The 1266-nt window shown below is 59.9% G+C and carries 2 pseudogenes; one reads left to right on the top strand and one right to left on the bottom strand.

Annotated elements, in window-relative coordinates:
* Positions 1–230 (bottom strand): annotated as a pseudogene (locus AC0L3D_RS36670) (IS110 family transposase); the annotation flags it as partial.
* Between the two features lie 100 nt (positions 231–330).
* On the opposite strand from AC0L3D_RS36670, the pseudogene AC0L3D_RS36665 reads away from it, so the two are divergent.
* Positions 331–1233, top strand: a pseudogene (locus tag AC0L3D_RS36665) (DDE-type integrase/transposase/recombinase).
* Positions 1234–1266: the final 33 nt, after the last annotated feature.

The raw sequence follows: 1266 nt of genomic DNA, 5'->3' as shown, positions 1-1266 counted from the left end.
GCCAAAACTTGCCAGTTCGCGAGCCCAATGATGAGCCGAGCCGCATGCTTCCATGCCGATCAGGCACGACGGTAGACCCTCGAAGAATCGTCATGTCTTGTGCGCTGCGGCGCAACGATGTGCTGGCAGACACGGCCAGCAGCGTCGACAGCGTGGACCTGGAAGACATGCTTGGCCAGATCGAGGCCAACGGTGGCTACAGCATTGAGTTCGATGTCAGTCTTTTCCATGGACGGTGCTCCTTCAGATGAGTGCTCGACAGCAGCCATCTTGGCACGCCTCTCACGAGGATAATGCCGTTGCGGGCGCCGTCCACCCCATCAAGAGAGCCTGAGGGGCCTCGCCAAACGCTACGGGATCAACCAAAAGACCGTCGCCAAATGACGAGAGCGGACCTCGGTGGCCGATCTGCCGAGCGGTCCGAGAGAGCCGAGATCGACTGTGCTCTCTCTTGAGAGGAAGCCGTCATCCTTGCCTTCCGGCGATACACTCCGTTGCCGCTCGATGACTGCCTCTATGCCTTACAACCGACGATCCCACACCTCACGCGCACGTAACTGCACCGCTGCCTGCAGCGCCACGGCATCAGCCACCTGCCGGACGTAGAAGGCGACAAGCCGGCGAAGAAGAAATTCAAGAGCTACCCGATCGGCTACTTCCACATCGACATCGCCGAGGTGCGCACCGAACAGGGCAAGCTGCACATGTTCGTCGCCATCGATCGCACCTCGAAGTTCGCCTTCGTCGAACGGCACGAGAAGGCCACCACCGCCGTCTCGAGAGACTTCCTGCTGCGCCTGATCGCGGCCGTTCCCTACAAGATCCACACCGTGCTCACCGACAACGGCATCCAGTTCACGACGCCCGGCGCCGGCGGTTCGGCCGTGCCATTGATCAAGGAGGCCATCGCAAACGGCGAACGCTTCTGGGCCCATGCCTTCGAATACGCTTGCGCCACGAACGACATCGAGCACCGAACGACCAAGGCAAAGTCGAGAGGATGAACAGGACCATCAAGGATGCACCCGTCAGGCCTTCTACTATGAGAGCAACGATCAGCTCCGCCAGCACCTTGCCGATTTCATCTCGGCCTACAACTTCGGCCGCAGGCTCAAGACCCTCAAAGGCCTCACACCCTACCAGGTCATCTGCAAGGTTTGGGCCGCACAGCCCGAACGCTTCAAGCTTGATCCGCTCCAGCAAATGCCGGGACTTCTCTATTCGGCGATTTGAAGTCAAGCGTCTTCTGAGCTGTTCATCCCACCT

It is taken from the genome of Mesorhizobium sp. WSM4837, assembly GCF_055811435.1.
The sequence above is the reverse complement of the archived record's forward strand: the minus strand, read 5'-3'. Positions and strand labels throughout refer to the sequence as shown.